At 51.5% G+C, this 17,366-nt stretch carries 14 protein-coding genes and 1 pseudogene; 12 read left to right on the top strand and 3 right to left on the bottom strand.

The genetic code is table 11. The features are described from left to right. Window positions 1–135: 135 nt before the first annotated feature. The 8 genes from dnaK (at window position 136) to LDL70_RS15405 (ending at window position 8,956) form a co-directional block, all read left to right on the top strand. Window positions 136–2,043 (top strand): molecular chaperone DnaK, encoded by a 1,908-nt coding sequence (gene dnaK, locus LDL70_RS15370; protein ID WP_225685618.1) that lies wholly within the window; start codon window positions 136–138, stop codon window positions 2,041–2,043. A gap of 390 nt (window positions 2,044–2,433) precedes the next feature. Then, window positions 2,434–3,579, top strand: a complete 1,146-nt coding sequence (gene dnaJ, locus LDL70_RS15375) for a molecular chaperone DnaJ (protein ID WP_022709399.1) — start codon at window positions 2,434–2,436, stop codon at window positions 3,577–3,579. Between the two features lie 200 nt (window positions 3,580–3,779). Then, window positions 3,780–4,379, top strand: a complete 600-nt coding sequence (gene pmtA / locus LDL70_RS15380) for a phospholipid N-methyltransferase PmtA (RefSeq protein WP_028233481.1) — start codon at window positions 3,780–3,782, stop codon at window positions 4,377–4,379. A gap of 130 nt (window positions 4,380–4,509) precedes the next feature. Beyond that, window positions 4,510–5,070, top strand: coding sequence for an NADPH-dependent FMN reductase (locus tag LDL70_RS15385; protein WP_022710327.1), 561 nt, complete (start codon window positions 4,510–4,512; stop codon window positions 5,068–5,070). 67 nt (window positions 5,071–5,137) lie between these two features. Beyond that, window positions 5,138–5,857, top strand: a complete 720-nt coding sequence (gene pyrF / locus LDL70_RS15390; RefSeq protein ID WP_370637712.1) for an orotidine-5'-phosphate decarboxylase — start codon at window positions 5,138–5,140, stop codon at window positions 5,855–5,857. A gap of 22 nt (window positions 5,858–5,879) precedes the next feature. Beyond that, complete coding sequence (locus LDL70_RS15395; RefSeq protein ID WP_028233483.1) at window positions 5,880–6,173, top strand: DUF1330 domain-containing protein; 294 nt, start codon at window positions 5,880–5,882, stop codon at window positions 6,171–6,173. A 177-nt stretch (window positions 6,174–6,350) separates the two neighbouring features. After that, window positions 6,351–7,292: a glutathione synthase gene (gene gshB / locus LDL70_RS15400; protein WP_221719088.1), complete on the top strand. Its 942-nt coding sequence runs from the start codon at window positions 6,351–6,353 to the stop codon at window positions 7,290–7,292. A gap of 128 nt (window positions 7,293–7,420) precedes the next feature. Then, window positions 7,421–8,956: a YifB family Mg chelatase-like AAA ATPase gene (locus LDL70_RS15405; RefSeq protein WP_225685622.1), complete on the top strand. Its 1,536-nt coding sequence runs from the start codon at window positions 7,421–7,423 to the stop codon at window positions 8,954–8,956. A 27-nt stretch (window positions 8,957–8,983) separates the two neighbouring features. Here LDL70_RS15405 and LDL70_RS15410 read toward each other — a convergent pair whose 3' ends face one another. Then, window positions 8,984–9,613, bottom strand: a complete 630-nt coding sequence (locus LDL70_RS15410) for a transglutaminase-like cysteine peptidase (RefSeq protein ID WP_116088675.1) — start codon at window positions 9,611–9,613, stop codon at window positions 8,984–8,986. A gap of 245 nt (window positions 9,614–9,858) precedes the next feature. After that, window positions 9,859–10,146: pseudogene (locus LDL70_RS15415) on the bottom strand (septal ring lytic transglycosylase RlpA family protein); the annotation flags it as partial. 801 nt (window positions 10,147–10,947) lie between these two features. Between LDL70_RS15415 and LDL70_RS15420 the strand changes: the two are divergent. From LDL70_RS15420 to guaD, 4 genes are all read left to right on the top strand, one after another. After that, the gene (locus LDL70_RS15420; RefSeq protein ID WP_083646731.1) at window positions 10,948–11,421 is read left to right on the top strand and encodes a YbaN family protein; all 474 of its coding nucleotides are present in this window, start codon (window positions 10,948–10,950) and stop codon (window positions 11,419–11,421) included. A 54-nt stretch (window positions 11,422–11,475) separates the two neighbouring features. Next, window positions 11,476–12,660 carry an aminotransferase gene (locus tag LDL70_RS15425; RefSeq protein WP_225685623.1) on the top strand — a complete coding sequence of 395 codons (1,185 nt, stop codon included), beginning with the start codon at window positions 11,476–11,478 and terminating at the stop codon, window positions 12,658–12,660. A gap of 186 nt (window positions 12,661–12,846) precedes the next feature. Beyond that, window positions 12,847–14,079, top strand: a complete 1,233-nt coding sequence (locus tag LDL70_RS15430) for a urate hydroxylase PuuD (RefSeq protein ID WP_075653962.1) — start codon at window positions 12,847–12,849, stop codon at window positions 14,077–14,079. Between the two features lie 53 nt (window positions 14,080–14,132). Continuing rightward, entirely contained in the window at window positions 14,133–15,458 is a 1,326-nt protein-coding gene (gene guaD / locus LDL70_RS15435; protein ID WP_225685625.1) for a guanine deaminase, read from the top strand. 66 nt (window positions 15,459–15,524) lie between these two features. Here the strand turns inward: guaD and LDL70_RS15440 are convergent, their stop codons facing one another. Next, on the bottom strand, window positions 15,525–16,847 hold the full coding sequence (locus tag LDL70_RS15440; RefSeq protein ID WP_075653963.1) for an MFS transporter: 1,323 nt from the start codon (window positions 16,845–16,847) through the stop codon (window positions 15,525–15,527). Window positions 16,848–17,366: the final 519 nt, after the last annotated feature.

Consider the following 17,366-nt stretch of genomic DNA (forward strand, 5'->3'; position numbering starts at 1 on the left):
CCTTCTTATATACCCCTCGACTCGTGGCGATCAGGCGTTTAAAAGCCGGTTCGTTTTGTCAAAAACCCGATAGGGGCTGCCACATGGAATGCTCGGCAGAGGTCCCGGCAGTTCGCTGAATGGAGAAGAATAAATATGGCTAAAGTAATTGGTATCGATCTGGGAACGACCAACTCCTGCGTCGCCGTTATGGACGGTAAGACTGCGAAGGTCATTGAGAATGCTGAAGGTGCACGTACAACGCCTTCGATTATTGCTTTTACCGATGGTGACGAACGTCTCGCTGGCCAGCCTGCGAAACGTCAGGCTGTTACCAATCCGGAAGGCACACTGTTTGCTGTTAAGCGCCTGATCGGCCGCCGCTTTGATGATCCGATGGTCACCAAAGACAAAGATCTCGTACCTTACAAGATCGTTAAGGGCGACAATGGCGATGCATGGGTAGAAACCCATGGCAAGAAATATTCGCCTTCGCAGGTATCCGCGATGATCCTTCAGAAGATGAAGGAAACCGCTGAATCCTATCTCGGTGAAAATGTAACACAGGCTGTTATTACAGTTCCTGCTTACTTCAACGATGCTCAGCGTCAGGCAACCAAAGATGCCGGTAAGATTGCCGGTCTGGAAGTTCTGCGTATCATCAACGAACCAACCGCTGCGGCTCTGGCCTATGGTCTTGATAAGAGCGAAGCCAAAACCATTGCTGTTTACGACCTTGGTGGTGGTACATTCGACGTGTCCATCCTCGAAATCGGCGATGGCGTGTTCGAAGTGAAGTCCACCAATGGTGACACTTTCCTCGGCGGTGAAGACTTTGACATGCGTCTGGTTGAATATCTGGCAGCAGAATTCAAAAAAGAGCAGGGCATTGATCTGAAGAACGACAAGCTGGCTCTGCAGCGCCTCAAGGAAGCTGCTGAAAAAGCGAAGATCGAACTGTCTTCTGCTCAGCAGACCGAAATCAACCTGCCGTTCATTACCGCTGATGCAACCGGTCCTAAGCACCTTGCCATCAAACTGTCGCGTGCGAAGTTTGAGAGCCTGGTGGATGATCTGGTTCAGCGCACCATTGAACCATGTAAAGCTGCACTGCGCGACGCTGGCCTCAAAGCCGGTGAAATCAGTGAAGTTGTGCTGGTCGGTGGTATGACCCGTATGCCGAAAATTCAGGAAGTTGTTAAAGCTTTCTTCGGCAAGGAACCGCATAAGGGTGTGAACCCTGATGAAGTGGTTGCGATGGGTGCTGCTATTCAGGCCGGTGTTCTGCAGGGTGACGTTAAAGACGTTCTGCTGCTCGACGTAACACCGCTGTCGCTCGGTATTGAAACACTTGGTGGTGTGTTCACCCGTCTGATCGACCGCAACACAACCATTCCGACCAAGAAATCGCAGACCTTCTCGACCGCTGAAGATAATCAGTCGGCTGTGACGATCCGCGTTTCGCAGGGCGAGCGTGAAATGGCTGCAGACAACAAGATGCTTGGCCAGTTTGATCTGGTTGGCATTCCGCCTGCACCACGCGGCGTACCGCAGATTGAAGTGACTTTTGACATCGACGCGAACGGTATTGTTAACGTGACCGCGAAAGATAAAGGCACCGGTAAAGAACATCAGATCCGTATTCAGGCATCCGGCGGTCTGTCCGATGCTGATATTGAGAAGATGATCAAAGATGCGGAAGCCAATGCGGATGCCGATAAGGCACGCCGTGAAGCTGTGGAAGCCAAGAACCAGGCTGAAGCTCTGATCCACTCGACCGAAAAGTCGCTGAAAGACTATGGCGATAAAGTTTCCGGTGATGACAAGGCTGCGATCGAAACAGCTCTTGCTGCACTGAAAACCGCTGTTGAAGGCGATGATGCGGAAGACATCAAAGCGAAAACACAGACCCTTGCTGAAGCTTCCATGAAGCTTGGTCAGGCTATGTATGAATCAGCACAGGCTGAAGAAGGTGGCGAAGACGCTACTGATGCCCGCGCTGATAAGGACGATGTTGTTGACGCAGATTTCGAAGAAATCGACGAAGACAAAAAGAAATCCTGATTTATCAGGTTGAAAGGCAAAGCCCGGCTTAGTGCCGGGCTTTTGTCCATTCAGTTGCCTGTGGTTTTGCATGTCTTTTACGGCAAAATGCAAAATTCAGGGCACATGAATTTACCCGTCTCTGGACATCGGTTTGCGGTGTCACCACATAAACCGGACGGGATGAACAGGTCAGCGCCGGATATTGGTTTGTTAAAAACTAGAGCATGTCTCCCAAAAGTGGGTACCGGTTTTGGGTTTAAGACATACGTAAAACAAACCGTTAGAGCGAGAGCCGTGGATACGATTAAACGCGACACGCTCTAGGGCTGCGACAACCTTCAATGACTGTCTGAAAATGTTCTGATCGGGGCGGCATCATCAGACAACAGCCATCGGGACGAATGGTTTATGAAAGTGGATTACTACGAAACGCTCGGCGTTGTCAGAACTGCGGATGATAAGGTTATTAAAACGGCCTATCGCAAACTGGCAATGCAATATCATCCGGATCGCAATCCGAATGATGCGGAAGCAGAGCGCAAATTTCTTGAGCTGGGCGAAGCCTATGACGTGCTGAAAGATCCGCAAAAACGTGCGGCCTATGACCGTTTCGGTCATGCAGCCTTTGAAAATGGCGGCGGCGGTGCCGGCGGATTTGGCGGCTTCGGCGGCGGCGGTTTTGGTGCCGGTGGCTTTGCTGATATTTTCGAGGATATTTTCGGCGATGTTATGGGCGGCGGTCGCAACCGTCGTTCCGGCGGCCGTGAGCGCGGTGCCGATCTGCGCTATAATATGGAAGTAACACTCGAAGAAGCCTATGCCGGTAAAACGGCACAGATCAGTGTTCCGGGCTCTATTTCCTGTGAGGAATGCACGGGTACCGGTGCCAAGAAAGGCACACAGCCGGTTACCTGTACAACTTGCGGCGGCGCCGGTCGTGTGCGCGTGGCGCAGGGCTTTTTCTCTGTGGAGCGTACCTGTCACACCTGTAACGGCCGTGGCCAGATGATTAAAGATCCGTGCCCGAAATGTGACGGTGCGGGACGTATCAGTCAGGAACGCAATCTGTCGGTCAATATTCCGGCAGGGATTGAAGACGGCACACGCATTCGCCTGACCGGTGAAGGTGAAGCCGGTACACGCGGCGGACCGAGCGGCGATCTTTATATTTTCTTGTCGATCAAGCCGCATGAATTCTTCCAGCGCGACGGATCAGACCTTTATTGCAAAGTGCCGATCTCGATGGCGACAGCGGCTCTTGGCGGTCAGTTTGAAGTGGCAACGCTTGATGGTACGCAGACCCGTGTGAAAGTGCCGGAAGGCACCCAGAACGGCAAACAGTTCCGCCTCAAGGGTAAGGGCATGCCGGTGCTGCGCCAGCAGACAACGGGTGATCTCTATATCCAGATTGCGATTGAAACACCGCAGAATCTGAGCAAGCGTCAGCGTGAATTGCTCGAAGAGTTTGAGCAGATTTCATCAAAGGAAAACAGCCCGCAATCGACCGGCTTTTTCTCGCGGATGAAAGAATTCTTTGAAGGTATCCGCGATTAGAGCTTTAAAATTATGCTCTGAGCGCTTTTATTGCAGAAAATAACCGGAGCGGCATTTGTATTTCATGCAAGTGCCGCTTTTTTTATCCGCCCTATTTTATGGGGTTCACAAAGAAAAATATCATCTCTCTCCGTTTTTGCCTTGCTTCCGCCGCGAAACGCGGCAATTCTTTGTCTGCTGGCGACATATGGGAGTATTTGATGGCTGGGCTGATACCAAAGAAACTTGCACAAAAATTCGATGAAGAGATTCGCTTCTTCAAAGGCTGGATCGATAAGCCGAAAGCTGTCGGTGCCATCCTGCCGACAAGTGGTGTTACAGCACGCCGCATGGCCAGCATTGTTAACCCGTCATCGGGGCTGCCGGTTCTGGAGCTGGGACCCGGCACCGGTGTGATTACCAAAGCCATTCTTGAGCGCGGAATTGAGCCGCAGAACCTGTATTCAGTTGAATATTCGGCTGAGTTTTTCCACCATTTGCAGAGCACTTATGCAGGTGTGAACTTCCTGCAGGGCGATGCCTTTGATCTTGATAATGTGCTTGGTGAAGCGCGGGATCAGCAGTTTGACAGCGTGATTTCCGCTGTGCCGCTGCTTAATTTCCCGATGGAAAAAAGACTGGCATTTCTTGGCGATTTGCTGACCCGTATTCCTGCCGGCCGTCCGGTGATGCAGATTTCTTACGGGCCGGTTTCACCGCTGCCGGTCGGGCGCGGTGCCTATAGTGTCGAAGGTTTCGATTTTATTCTGCGCAATCTGCCGCCTGCGCGCCTGTGGGTTTATCGCCGGATTCTGGTATAGATTACGACCAACCGTAGAATGCAGCACAGAACGCCGTATCAGAATGTTGATGCGGCGTTGCTTTTTTATATGCGGCGCTAAATAGTGATGTTCTGACTATTTGTTTTGCCGCCATTGAAAGGATCAGCCTATGTCCTCAGTTCTCGTTTTTGCCGGATCCACCCGTAAAAATGCCTATAGCGGTCAGCTTGCCGGAGCTGCCGTGCAGGAACTGACGCGGCAGGGCGCAGACGTAACCTATATTTCGCTCAAAGATTATCCGCTGCCGATTATGGATCAGGATCTGGAAGCGGAAGAGGGGATTCCGGAAAATGCTTATAAGCTTGCACGGTTGTTTGCGGCGCATAAAGGCCTGCTGATTGCTTCGCCTGAATATAATTCCTCAATTCCGCCTTTGCTGAAAAACACGCTGGATTGGATCAGCCGCATTCATGAGGATGGTGGTAAGCCGTTTCAGCCGACATCGCATCTGACGGTGGCACTGTGCTCCTCGTCGCCTGGCGGATTTGGCGGTATGCGCGGTCTGTATCATCTGCGCTCGGTTATGATGATGCTCAATACCCAGATTATTTCCGAACAATGTTCTGTTCCCCATGCCCATCAGGCATTCAATGAAGACGGCGCTTTGCGCGATGAACGCACGGCGCAGACCCTTGCCCGTGTCTGTCGCAGCCTTATCAGCAAGATCTGATCTTTTCACTCAGCGCTTGTTGTGCGATGAGGGATAAATTTCAGATCAGAATGAAGTGCGGAGACAGATGATGGATGTGAGCAGCGTGCGCGACCGGTTGATTGTTGGCCTTGATGTGCCGGATGTAATTGCGGCGGAAAAGATCGTTGAGGAACTGGGCGATACGGTTTCGTTCTATAAGATCGGTTATCAGCTGGTATTCTCACAGACAATGCAGGGTGGCGGTCTGGATTTTGCCTCGCAGCTGCTTTCGATGGGCAAAAAAGTCTTTCTCGATGTGAAACTGCTCGATATCGATAATACAATCGCCAAGGGCGTGGAAAATATCGCTAAGCGCGGTGTGACCATGATGACGCTGCACGCCTACCCAAAAGCGATGCGTGCCGCTGTGGAAGCTGCCAAAGGCTCAGACCTCTGCCTGCTTGGTGTGACTGTGCTGACCTCAATGGATCAGGCGGATATGCTGGAGGCCGGTTACACTATGTCACCGGAAGAACTGGTGTTGCGTCGTGCACAGCAGGCACGTGATGCAGGGATGGGCGGTATTGTAGCCTCTGCCGCTGAGTCGGCCGCTATCCGTAAAATTGTCGGGCCGGATATGGCGATTGTTACACCGGGTATCCGTCCTGCGGGCAGTGAAGCCGGAGACCAGAAACGTGTGATGACACCGGCAGATGCACTTCGCGCCGGTTCGAGCCATCTGGTTGTGGCGCGTCCGATTGTTGGTGCTGCAGATCGTAAAGCGGCGGCACAGAGCATTCTGGAAGAAATGGCTGCAGCTGTGTGAAAATCATGAATGGGAGTAAATGATGACGAAAGCTTACTGGATTGCCCGTGTCGATGTGCGTGATGCTGAGCGTTACAAAGATTATATCAGCACAGCCAAGCCCGCTTTTGAGCGCTTCGGTGCCAATTTTATTGCCCGTGGCGGCGCTGCCCATGCGGTAGAAGGGCAGGGACGCGCGCGTAATGTCATCATCGAATTTCCAAGCATGCAGCATGCATTGGATTGTTATAATTCACCGGAATATCAGGCAGCTGTGGCAATTCGTCAGACTGTTGCCGATGGTGAGGTTATAATTGTTGAAGGCAATGCAGCCTGATACTATTTATATAGTTGAGATTATAAATACCGGCCTTTACCTGAGCGGTTGAAAACCGCTCATTTTCTTTGAGTTGACGCAGTTTCTAACGAAAACCGGCACCGGTTTTCTGAAACTGCTTAAGCCGGTATTTTTTAATAAAGATGCGGCAACAGCGTAATTTCATACGAGGACATCATGGCTTTAAAAATTGCGGTTCAGATGGACCATATCAATTCCATTCGTATCGCGGGTGATACCAGCTTTGCTTTGTGCCTTGCGGCAGCAGAGCGCGGCCATGAGCTTTATCATTACACACCGGATCGCCTGTCGATGCGTGATGGTGTTGTCAGCGCGGCTCTGGAGCCGTTGCAGGTGCGTGATATTGAAGGCGATCATTTCACACTCGGTGAAGCCGTGCATACGGATTTGTCGGAAATGGACGTTATCCTGCTGCGTCAGGATCCGCCTTTTGACATGAATTATATCACCACAACCCATCTTCTGGAGCGTATTCATCCGAAGACACTGGTGGTGAATGATCCGGCATGGGTGCGCAACAGCCCTGAGAAAATCTTTGTTACAGAATTTCCGGATCTGATGCCGGAAACACTGATTACCAAAGACTTGCAGGAAGTGCTCAAATTCCGTAGGGAGTTCGGCGATATCATCATCAAACCGCTTTACGGCAATGGCGGCGCAGGCGTGTTCCATCTGACGACAGATGACCGCAATCTGACATCACTGCTGGAAATGTTTGAACAGATGTATCGTGAGCCGTTTATTGCCCAGCGTTATCTGAAAGATGTACGCTCCGGCGATAAGCGCATTATTCTGATTGATGGCGAGCCAGTTGGTGCCATCAACCGCGTACCGGCGGAGAGCGATGCCCGCTCCAACATGCATGTCGGCGGCCGTGCTGAAGCCACAGAACTGACGGCACGTGAAAAAGAAATCTGCGCACGCATCGGACCATCGCTGAAAGAACGCGGCTTTATTCTGGTCGGTATTGATGTGATCGGTGATTACATGACCGAAATTAATGTGACCTCACCAACGGGTATCCGCGAGATTAAACGCTTCGGCGGTGCGGATATTGCGCAATTGTTCTGGGATGTGGTTGAAGCCAAGCGCGCTTAAATTTCATCTTTATAACTAATTGATATAATTAATAAAACACCGGAAACTCATTTGCAGTTCCGGTGTTTTTGTTTGTTGATGTTGCGCATTTCCCCTGCTTAAAATGATGTATCGGGTGGGGGCATGAAATGATTGCACGGGTCAGTACGGTTGCTTTTCAGGGCATAGAGGCCAAGCTTGTTGATGTGCAGGTAATGGCTGCACCGGGCAAGATGAGCATGTCGATTGTCGGCTTGCCGGACAAGGCTGTGGCTGAGAGCCGTGAGCGGGTGCAGGCGGCGCTTCATGCTTCCGGTCTGTCGATGCCGGTGAAGAAAGTGACCATCAATCTGGCACCGGCGGATTTGCCCAAAGAAGGCTCGCATTATGATCTGCCGATTGCCATGGGGCTGATGGTGGCGGTCGGTGCTTTGCCGGAAGATTGTCTGCAATCCTTTGTGGTGCTTGGTGAACTGGCTCTGGATGGCACAATCGCACCGGTTGCCGGTGTGCTGCCCGCAGCGATAACCGCCAATATGCATGATCTGGGATTGATCTGCCCGCAGGCTTGCGGGGCAGAGGCTGCATGGGCTGATGCGGATATGCCGATCCTCAATCCGCGCAGTCTGATCGCATTGGCCAATCATTTTCGTGGCTCACAGGTATTAGCCCGTCCGCAACCGGCCATACAGAGCTTTTCGGAGGGGCCGGAGATGTTTCCTGATCTGGCGGATGTGAAGGGGCAGGAGACGGCTAAGCGTGCTCTGGAAGTGGCCGCTGCGGGCAACCACAATTTGCTGTTTGTCGGCCCTCCGGGTTCGGGTAAATCGATGCTGGCGCAGCGTCTGCCCGGTATTCTGCCGCCTTTGTCGCCGCGGGAGATGCTGGATGTCTCAATGATTGCCTCAGTTTCCGGTACGTTATCCGGAGGCAGGCTCACAGACCGGCGGCCGTTTCGCAGCCCGCATCATTCGGCATCAATGGCGGCAATGGTTGGCGGCGGGCATAAAGCCAAGCCCGGCGAGATATCTATGGCTCATCACGGTGTGCTGTTTCTTGATGAATTACCGGAGTTTTCTCCGCAGGTGCTGGATTCGATGCGTCAGCCCTTGGAAACAGGTGAATGTATGATCGCCCGTGCCAATCATCGCATCACCTATCCGGCACGGTTTCAGCTGGTAGCGGCGATGAACCCGTGCAAATGCGGTATGGCGGGAGAACCGGGCTTTACTTGTGCACGGGGGCCGCGTTGTCGCAGCGATTATCAGGCGCGGATATCAGGGCCATTGCTGGATCGTATTGATCTGCGTGTGGATGTGGCTGCTCTCAAACCCTCTGATCTGATTTTAACAGGTCAGGCAGAAAGCAGCGCTTCCGTTGCACAACGTGTGGCGCAGGCGCGGCAAATCCAGCAGGAGCGATACCGGCAATCGGGCATGGCGCATATTATGACCAATGCGGCCTGTCCGCCCAATATTCTTGAGGAGGTAGCCGCAGTCAGCAATGACGGACGCAGATTGCTCTATGATGTGAGTGAGAAATTGCGACTGTCAGCACGTGCCTATCATCGTGTTTTGAAAGTCGCACGTACGCTGGCTGATCTTGATGCGGTGGCGCATGTGGAGCGCAGACATGTGGCTGAAGCTGTTTCCTATCGCACCTCGACGGAAATGGTCAGTGCCTGACCAGGTCGTTTATATTACGCTGCTGGCTTATTTAACAGCGCCGACAACCAGATTGCCCGGAGTTTCAATGGAAACCCAGCGACCGGTATGGTTCGCAGCCTGACGCTTCAGATAGGTATAATCGGTTTCCTGCCAGTTTTTCACGGCATCGGTCAGATTATCGAGAATGAAATCACCGCGATCTGTACGCACGGTCAGAACCGCATGACCTTCACCGTCCGGCTTACGCAGAACAGTGATGAGCAATGAACTGAGCGGAATACCGGCTTTGGCAAGTTCACGACGCTTGAGCAAGACATATTCTTCACAATCGCCGACAGTAGTCGAATAAGTCCAGTATTCTTCCACGCCATAGATTTCCATATCAGTCATTGGCTGGATCAGCGCGTTGACTTCAATATTGACCTGAACAATTTTCGCCCATGTTGCCTGATCGAGCTTGACCGGCGCTGTCTGCGCAGAAGTAACATTGCATTCGGCTGGCAGTCGTTTGCAGAATTCGTAATGACCGATTGGCTGTGATGTCAAACCGCCGGTTGCCATGAACGGGCTGCCTGTCTGGGCTGCAAGTGCTGATGAGCCAAGCGCCAATACCAAACTTGCTACCAAGCCTGCGGCTGACAGTGTCAGATTTTTAAATTTTACAAAACTGAACATACACAACGCCTCAGCCACAGCTACTTATTAACGAAATGTTAATATCGGTAACAGGTAAGAGTCAATTGTGCGGGGCGCGCTGCGCCCGAGTTTATTAAGAAATGGTTAACAAGCATTAAGAGGCAGTTTTGCCCCTTTAATATTCCCGAAAAAGCGGAAACCGGTTTGCGACCGGAAATGCGTGAAAGCAAACAGGCAGAGCATTTCCGGTGTGTCAGGATGAACAGGAAATGCTCCGGCGTTGATTACAGCTTGTTGTAGCAAACCTTGGTATGGCCTGCGCCGACAAAGCCGAGTTTCTGCGCTGCGCCTTTGGAAAGATCCAGAACACGGCCTTTGATGAACGGGCCGCGGTCGTTAATCCGTACCACGAGCGATTTTCCGTTGTTCTGATTGGTCACACGGACTTTGCTACCGAGCGGCAGGGTGCGGTGTGCGGCAGTCATACCTGCCGGATTCATGCGTTCACCTGATGCGGTTTTTGATGTCAGTGCATACCAGGAGGCGCGGCCGCAATTGGCAGCAGCAGCTTCAGCCTGACTGCTGGAAAAAGCAGAAATTAAAAAGACAGCAGCAGAAAATGCAAAGAGGGCAGGCAGGCGCTTGGTGCGGATTGTCGTCATAGGTCGTACCGGTGTCAGCAGCCGGAGGTTGTACAATCAGTGTACAAAATATCGGGCGCGACGGTTGTGTCAGAGCGCGGGCGCAGAATGCTGATAAATTGCAGTCAGTCATCCGGTCTGTCGTTATCAATAATCTGAAGTAACAGAAGTTCAGGCGCTCAACTGCAATGTAAATGTGGCGCTGAAATGGTCACAAATGGAATATATTTTGGATTGAATTTTAGGTTAACAATTTGTAAAATTTCGTTATATTGAGTATATATTATGAGTTAAGACTTTTATATTTTCAAGTTTGTCTTTTATGAATCAAAAATATATTTGGCATTATTTATTTTTATGGAAATATGACTCTGCGCCTGATCGCATTTCAAGAACTGGACATGTTTACTTTCGGATTCAAGACTGAGTCCAAGGGGCAGGCGGTACAATCTGTGTTTGCAGACCAAGTTTAAAAAGTTTTCCGCCAAGGTGTAAATATTGTGGCGAAATTGTGATTTTGGCCGGTGATCACGTTTTTGAAAGCTGATTGCTTGTCTCACCTTTTGCGTTTAGAGCTTAATGCAGGCGTTTTTGGATGCACAATAAGACCGGCAGGCAGAATCGGGGAGGATGGTTTTGCTGCTGAAAAACGTGCAAACTCAGCCCGAAAACGTAGGCAAGAAAACGTTGGCAGGCAAAAGCCGGAACAGAAGATTATATCGGATCGTATTTATGTCGCTTCCTCCATCGGATCATTCCCAGAGCAGGCCTGAGCTCAAGCCGGTCACGACACCGGAGAGCGTGCAGCAAGAGCAGACGCCTGCTCAAGCGGTTGTTCTGTCCGGCCCGCAACGCTTTCTTTATCTGTGTCTCGGTTTTCTGATGCTGGCATTGGGGATTATCGGTGCAATTCTGCCGGTGATGCCGACGACAATCTTTATTATTCTGGCGGCATGGTTTTTTGCCCGCTCATCACCCAAGCTGGAAAAGCGCATTCTGGCGCACCCGCAATTCGGGCCTTTGGTCATTAAGTGGCGCGATCGCGGAGCGATTCCGCGTCGCGCCAAGAAATTTGCCTGCGGCGGTATGATGATCGGTTATGCGATTTTTCTCTGGAGCGCCCAGCCCGGATTATATTTAGGCGCAGGCGTTGCGCTTTTTATGTTGGCTTGTGCTTACTATGTGGTATCCCGACCAGAGGAGTAAAATCCGGCGCATATCTGATGGTGCTGCCGGATGCATAATATCTGGGAGCCTATTATGAGTGACAATGCTGCGCCGCGGATTAATCCGGCAGTTTCTGCTTTATCTTTGCCGCCAATTCCTGCTGTTAAAGCATGGGCGCAGGCCTATGACGGTGCTTTGGGGCCGTTGATTGATTTGTCACAGGCCGTACCGGGTTATCCGCCGCATGATGAAATGCTGCGTTTTTCCGGCGAAGCGGCATCTTCCAAAGCTTTTGCCAATTACGGGCCGATTGAAGGTCTGCCGGCGCTGCGTGAAGCCTATGCCGCGCATGTGAGCCAGCTTTATAAAGCCAAACTGGATGCAGCACAGGTGCAGATTACAGCCGGTTGCAATCAGGCTTTTATTGCGGCCGTGATGGCGCTGGCCGGTGCCGGTGATACGGTGATGCTGAGCAATCCGCTCTATTTCAACCATGAAACTTCGCTGGCGATGCTCGGTATCAAGCTGGAGCTGATGCCATGCCGTGCGCAGAACGGTTTTGTACCTGACCCGCAGGAACTGAAACAGGTTCTCCATGCAGGCATTAAAGTTCTGGCGCTGGTCACTCCGAATAATCCGACCGGTGCGGTCTATTCACCGGACGTGCTGAAGCAGATTTATGAAATTTGCCGTGCCAATGGCACATGGTTGATTCTCGATGAGACCTATCGCGATTTTCTCGAAGATGCCGATGCGGTGCCGCATCATTTGTTCGATGAGGCTGACTGGAATGATTATCTGATCCAGCTTTACAGCTTTTCCAAATCCTTCTGTATTCCGGGTCACCGCCTTGGTGCGATTATTGCGGCGGAAGCTGTGATTTCAGAAATCGCCAAGATCATGGACAATCTGCAGATTTGTGCGCCGCTGCCACCACAGGCTGCAATTGCGCAGGCGATTGAACCGCTGACCGAATGGCGTAATGAAAACCGCCGCGAAATTGCGCATCGTGCGCAGGCTTTGCGTAGTGCAATTGCGCAGATGGAAGGCTGGGAAGCCATTTCCGTAGGCGCCTATTTCGCCTTTGTCCGCCATCCGTTTAAGGGTGTTGAGTCTGCGGCTGTGTCAGAGAAACTGGCAAAGACCTGCGGGATTATCACCATTCCCGGCGCTTATTTCGGTGAAGGGCAACAGGACTTCCTGCGCTTTGCCTTTGCCAATGTGGATGCGGAAACCATTACGAAACTGCCGGAACGTGTAGCTGCGCTGCGGTTTTAACTGCTGTTCATTGTGCCGCATACAGAGCATTTTCATTTAGAATGAAAATGCTCTGTTTTTTTATTTGCGCATTATCCTACGCAAAACCGGTTCCCACTTTTGCTGGAAATGCTTTAGCCATCTGGCATTTCATCTGATTCTTCCCCTATAGTGGCAGACGGTCTGCTGCATATCGGGGAGGAATGCATGTTTGAACTGGCAATCGCGTGGGACTGGCTTGGCTTTGCTGCCCGCTGGCTCCACGTTATCACCGCAATTGCGTGGATCGGCTCATCTTTCTATTTCATTGCTCTTGATCTGGGCTTGCGCAAAGCGCCCGATCTGCCGCCCGGTGCCTATGGTGAGGAATGGCAGGTTCACGGCGGCGGTTTCTATCACATTCAGAAATATCTGGTGGCACCGTCGCGGATGCCGGAAGACCTGATCTGGTTCAAATGGGAATCCTATGCCACGTGGCTGTCAGGCTTTGCGCTTCTGGCCATCGTCTATTACGGCAGTGCTGATCTCTATCTGATTGATCCGCAGGTGCTGAATGTTTCCCGCACCACGGCGATCATCATTTCACTGGCTTCCATTGCCGGTGGCTGGATCATCTATGATCTGCTGTGTAAATCTCCGCTCGGGCGCAATACCACCCAATTGATGGTGATCCTCTATTTTGTGCTGGTTCTTATGGCATGGGGCTATACACAACTCTTTACCGGACGCGCGGCCTTCCTGCATCTCGGCGCTTTCACAGCCACGATTATGTCCGCCAATGTGTTTATGATTATCATTCCGAACCAGAAGAAAGTGGTCGCGGATCTGATTGCGGGGCGCACACCTGACCCCAAATATGGCGTGATCGCCAAGCAGCGTTCCACCCATAATAACTATCTGACGCTGCCGGTTATCTTCCTGATGTTGTCGAACCATAATCCTCTGGCATTCGGCACGAAATATAACTGGATTATTGCATCGCTGGTGTTTCTGATGGGGGTAACAATCCGCCATTGGTTCAATACCCGCCACGCGCGCAAGGGCAGCCCGACTTGGACATGGCTGGCAACGGTTTTGCTGTTTATCGTGATTATGTGGCTGTCCACCGAGCCGAAACAGCTGGACAATGCCGGAGAGGCGCAAGCCTCGACACTCCAGCAAAAATACATCAATACGCCGGAATTTGAGACAGTGCGCGATACGGTTCTGGGGCGTTGTTCCATGTGCCATACGGCGGAGCCGTCATGGGAGGGTATTCTGGTGCCACCAAAGGGTGTCATTCTCGACAGTGATGTTGCGATCGCTGCCCATGCCAAAGAAATCTATCTCAATGCAGCGCGCTCCCATGCCATGCCGCCTGCCAATCTCACCGGTATGAGTGCGGAGGAGCGTCTGTTGTTGCGGCGCTGGTATGAGACGGCGTCAGCTTCTAAACCCTGATCAAAACTATGTTGTAATACTGACTATTTCTGCTTTTCAGCGAGGGTATTTTCATGTCTGTGAATATGACACAAAAGCATAATCAGCGTCTTATCCGCGGGCGTGTTTTGAGTTTTATCCGTGAGCCGCAGGATATCAGCGATACAGCGTCTTATATTTATCATGAAGATGGTGCGCTGCTTGTTGAAGACGGGGTGATTAAAGCTGTTGGTGATTATGCGACCGTTGCGGCACAAAAATCAGCGGACACACCGGAAACCGATCATCGCCCGCATCTGATCCTGCCCGGATTCATTGATACGCATATCCATTTTCCGCAAAGCCAAGTAGTTGCGTCCTATGCGGCGGAACTGCTGGACTGGCTCAATGATTATACTTTCATCGAAGAGCAGAAATATGCCGATGAGCAATTCGGCGAGCATATTGCTGAGCGTTTTATTGATGAATTATTGCGTCACGGCACCACGACTGTTGTGGCCTATGGTTCTGTACACCCGCAAAGTGTGGATGCATTTTTTCGCGCCAGTGAGCGGCTGAATATGCGTAACATTGCCGGTAAGGTGATGATGGATCGCAATGCACCTGCCGCTTTATGTGATACTGCGCAATCTTCCTATGATGACAATAAGGCGCTGATTGCCCGCTGGCATGGCAAAGGGCGGTTGGATTATGCGATCACGCCACGCTTTGCGATCACCTCCACACCGGAACAGCTTGAGGCTGCGCAGGCTTTGGTGCGCGAACATCCGGAATGTTATGTGCAGACGCATTTGTCTGAGAACCATGCAGAAATTGACTTTACCTGTTCGCTTTATCCCGATGCGCCGGATTATACCGGAATCTATGAACATTACGGCCTGCTCGGGGAAAAGACATTGCTCGGACATTCCATTCATTTGTCGGAGCGGGAAGTGAAGGTGCTGGCTGATAGCCGGTCTGTGGCGGTGTTCTGCCCGACCTCCAATCTGTTTCTCGGCAGCGGATTGTTTGACCGCGATGGCCTGCGTGATGCCGGTGTGCGCATTGGCGTAGCCACAGACATTGGCGGCGGCACCAGCTGGTCGATGCTGAAAACGCTGGATGAGGGCTATAAAGTGCTGCAATTGCGTGGCCAGCGGCTCAATCCGCTCAGTTCATTCTATATGATGACTTTGGGCAATGCGCGGGCACTGTCGATGGAAGACAGGATCGGTACTTTGGACGCAGACACGGAAGCAGATTTTGTGGTGCTGAATAGCCGCGCCACATCTGCGATGCGGCTGCGTATGGATGCAGGCTCCAATCTGGCGCAGGAATTGTTCCTGTTGCAGACGCTCGGGGATGACCGTGCGATTGTGGAAACCTATGTGTCTGGTCAGCCGGTGAAAACGGCTCACTGACAAAAAGCAGTTTAAAGAAAAACCGGCCGGAAAGTGATTTCCGGCCGGTTCTTCAATTTAGATATTTTAGTCTTCGTGGATCAGGCTGTGATCGCGGGTTTCTTTCATACGGATATAGATAATCAATGAAAGACCGATCATGATTGTCACATACCAGAAGAACCATGTTTCATAACCGGAGAGTTTGAATTTCAGCGCTACCCATTCAGCGGTACCACCGAAAATCGTATTGGCCAGTGCATAAGGCAGAGCAACGCCAAGCGCACGGATATGCGCAGGGAACATTTCTGCCTTCACCACCGCATTGATCGAGGTGTAACCGGTCACGATAATCAGACCTGCCAGCGACAGACCGAAAGCCACATATGGATTGGTTGTTGTCGAGAGGGTGGAGAAGATCGGATAGGTAAACAATACGCCCATCACACCAAAACCGATCATCAGCGGCTTGCGGCCAACGCGGTCGGAAAGCGCACCGGCCAGCGGTTGGATCAGCATGAAGATCAGCAGCGCGAGCGCAGTGATTTCACTGGCGGATTCCTTGCTGAAACCGGAAGTGTTGACGAGGAATTTCTGCAGATAGGTTGTGTAAGTGTAGAATGCCAGCGTACCACCGGCTGTCAGTGCCAGAACGGTGAAGGCTTCTTTCGGATAATGCTTGAACAGGGCAAAACCGCTGGAGCGTGGCTTGTCGCTGGTTTTGGCGTTATCGAATGACTTTGTTTCCACAAGGCCACGGCGTACCCAGAATACGAAGATCGCCAGCAGGCCGCCGATGAAAAACGGAATACGCCAGCCCCATTCACCGAGCTGTTCCGGTGTGAGAAGACGCTGAAGGATCAGCAAGACGCCGAGGGCTGTCAGCTGACCGGCAATCAGGGTCACATATTGGAAGCTGGAGAAGAAACCGCGACGGCTTTTGCCAGCCATCTCGCTCAAATAAGTGGCGCTGGCGCCATATTCGCCACCCACACTCAGACCCTGCAACAGGCGGGCAAAAACCAGCAATGCCGGTGCCATAACGCCAATTGTTTCATAGGCCGGTGTCACTGCAATAATCAGCGAGCCGATACACATCAGCGTAACAGAAAGGGTCAGACCGGCTTTGCGGCCTTTGCGGTCGGCATAAATACCCATGATCCATGCACCGATCGGGCGCATCAGGAAGCCGACGGCGAAAACAGCCGCAGCACTCAGCAGCTCTGCTGTCTGGTTGCCTGACGGGAAGAATTTAGGCGCAAAATAAAGCGTAAAAGCAGCATAGACATACCAGTCATACCACTCAACAAGATTACCGGCAGAACCGCCGAGAATAGATTTTATGCGGGTTTTTCGGTCGAGCTCCGGCGCCGGCGAATGAGCCGGTGAAGCATTGTCTTTAGGCGACATTTCAAATCCAATCTTACACCAAAAAGCAAAACCGGATTTTGCAAAGCGAAATATCGGTCTGAGAAACTGAAAACGGAAACGTCTTGGGAGACACGTTTATCCGTTCTGTTTCAGGCGATACGCTTTATCCGGTCTTGCCGTTCTCTAAAAAGGAAACGAAAAACACTCTGCTGCCGCAGATATTATCCGGCGCACAGAGCCAGACCATGTGTTTAACTACAGCCTGACTGATCGGGAGATGCAGCCTGAAAAATGCCTGAACAGAGAGGTTCTTTGACTTTAACGTAAACGGCCTATGCCGATAAATCGGTTTTGTCTACTGGCTGGCGGGCAATTTATGAGGCATTGGCTTGTATTCTTTAAATGCTTGAAAGTTTCGTGCGTATGAGAGTTTTAAAATGTTATAAAATTGCATCTGCATAGCTGCTGAAAAGAATAGATACGGGCCATTGTTGAAATCGAAACAGCTCTCTTGCTTTCTTCAAAAGAAACAGTAACGTCGCGCTCGCAACAGAGCCT

Source organism: Pseudochrobactrum sp. XF203, from assembly GCF_020341615.1.
GTDB lineage: Bacteria > Pseudomonadota > Alphaproteobacteria > Rhizobiales > Rhizobiaceae > Pseudochrobactrum > Pseudochrobactrum saccharolyticum.

Excerpts from the sequence above, each read along its gene's own strand:
- gshB (WP_221719088.1), top strand. The coding sequence starts at position 6,351 with ATGGCTTTAAAAATTGCGGTTCAGATGGACCATATCAATTCCATTCGT.
- dnaJ (WP_022709399.1), top strand. The coding sequence starts at position 2,434 with ATGAAAGTGGATTACTACGAAACGCTCGGCGTTGTCAGAACTGCGGAT.
- LDL70_RS15385 (WP_022710327.1), top strand. The coding sequence starts at position 4,510 with ATGTCCTCAGTTCTCGTTTTTGCCGGATCCACCCGTAAAAATGCCTAT.
- guaD (WP_225685625.1), top strand. The coding sequence starts at position 14,133 with ATGTCTGTGAATATGACACAAAAGCATAATCAGCGTCTTATCCGCGGG.
- pmtA (WP_028233481.1), top strand. The coding sequence starts at position 3,780 with ATGGCTGGGCTGATACCAAAGAAACTTGCACAAAAATTCGATGAAGAG.
- LDL70_RS15425 (WP_225685623.1), top strand. The coding sequence starts at position 11,476 with ATGAGTGACAATGCTGCGCCGCGGATTAATCCGGCAGTTTCTGCTTTA.
- pyrF (WP_370637712.1), top strand. The coding sequence starts at position 5,138 with ATGATGGATGTGAGCAGCGTGCGCGACCGGTTGATTGTTGGCCTTGAT.
- dnaK (WP_225685618.1), top strand. The coding sequence starts at position 136 with ATGGCTAAAGTAATTGGTATCGATCTGGGAACGACCAACTCCTGCGTC.
- LDL70_RS15430 (WP_075653962.1), top strand. The coding sequence starts at position 12,847 with ATGTTTGAACTGGCAATCGCGTGGGACTGGCTTGGCTTTGCTGCCCGC.
- LDL70_RS15440 (WP_075653963.1), bottom strand. The coding sequence starts at position 16,847 with ATGTCGCCTAAAGACAATGCTTCACCGGCTCATTCGCCGGCGCCGGAG.
- LDL70_RS15410 (WP_116088675.1), bottom strand. The coding sequence starts at position 9,613 with ATGTTCAGTTTTGTAAAATTTAAAAATCTGACACTGTCAGCCGCAGGC.
- LDL70_RS15395 (WP_028233483.1), top strand. The coding sequence starts at position 5,880 with ATGACGAAAGCTTACTGGATTGCCCGTGTCGATGTGCGTGATGCTGAG.
- LDL70_RS15420 (WP_083646731.1), top strand. The coding sequence starts at position 10,948 with ATGTCGCTTCCTCCATCGGATCATTCCCAGAGCAGGCCTGAGCTCAAG.
- LDL70_RS15405 (WP_225685622.1), top strand. The coding sequence starts at position 7,421 with ATGATTGCACGGGTCAGTACGGTTGCTTTTCAGGGCATAGAGGCCAAG.